The sequence below is a fragment of the Brenneria populi genome (assembly GCF_036016195.1).
GTDB lineage: Bacteria > Pseudomonadota > Gammaproteobacteria > Enterobacterales > Enterobacteriaceae > Brenneria > Brenneria populi.
In genome coordinates, this window is record NZ_JAYWTM010000068.1 from 1 (window position 1) to 1193 (window position 1193).

Annotated in this window: 1 protein-coding gene; it reads right to left on the reverse strand. The window is 55.4% G+C overall.

The genetic code is table 11. The annotated features are described in order from the left end of the window. Positions 1 to 9: 9 nt before the first annotated feature. Positions 10 to 1193 (reverse strand): elongation factor Tu (tuf, locus tag VSX58_RS22425; protein ID WP_327619984.1); only part of this gene is annotated, 1184 nt, incomplete at its 5' end.

Here is a 1193-nt window from a genome sequence, read left to right on the forward strand (position 1 = left end):
TATCAGCGATTAAGCGATAACTTTAGCAACAACGCCCGCGCCAACGGTACGACCGCCTTCACGGATTGCGAAACGCAGACCGTCATCCATCGCGATCGGCGCAATCAGGTTTACCACCATCTTCACGTTATCGCCCGGCATCACCATTTCCACGCCTTCCGGCAGTTCGATGGTGCCCGTTACGTCTGTGGTACGGAAGTAGAACTGCGGACGGTAGCCTTTGAAGAACGGAGTATGACGGCCGCCTTCGTCTTTGCTCAGGATATAAACTTCAGACTCGAACTGAGTGTGAGGTTTGATTGAACCCGGCTTCGCCAGGACCTGACCACGTTCTACTTCGTCACGTTTCGTGCCGCGCAGCAGAACGCCCACGTTTTCACCCGCACGGCCTTCGTCCAGCAGTTTGCGGAACATTTCCACGCCGGTACAGGTGGTTTTCGTGGTGGCTTTGATACCCACGATTTCAACTTCGTCGCCCACTTTGATGATGCCGCGTTCTACACGACCGGTAACAACCGTACCACGGCCGGAGATGGAGAATACGTCTTCGATAGGCAGCAGGAACGGCTTGTCGATGGCGCGTTCCGGTTCCGGAATATAGGTATCCAGCGCTTCAGCCAGTTCGATGATTTTCGCTTCCCACTCGGCGTCGCCTTCCAGCGCTTTCAGCGCGGAGCCGCGGATCACCGGCGTATCGTCGCCCGGGAATTCGTACTGAGACAGCAGTTCGCGCACTTCCATCTCAACCAGTTCCAGCAGCTCTTCATCATCAACCATGTCGCATTTGTTCAGGAACACGATGATGTAAGGAACGCCTACCTGGCGACCCAGCAGGATGTGTTCACGCGTTTGCGGCATCGGGCCGTCGGTTGCGGCAACCACCAGGATAGCGCCGTCCATCTGGGCAGCACCGGTGATCATGTTTTTCACATAGTCGGCGTGTCCCGGGCAGTCAACGTGCGCGTAGTGGCGAGTCGGGGTATCGTATTCCACGTGAGACGTGTTGATGGTGATACCGCGCGCTTTTTCTTCCGGTGCGTTATCGATCTGATCGAATGCGCGAGCGGAACCGCCGTAAGTTTTAGCCAGAACGGTAGTAATGGCGGCAGTCAGCGTTGTTTTACCATGGTCAACGTGGCCGATAGTACCGACGTTGAGATGGGGTTTTGTACGTTCAAATTTTTCTTTAGACA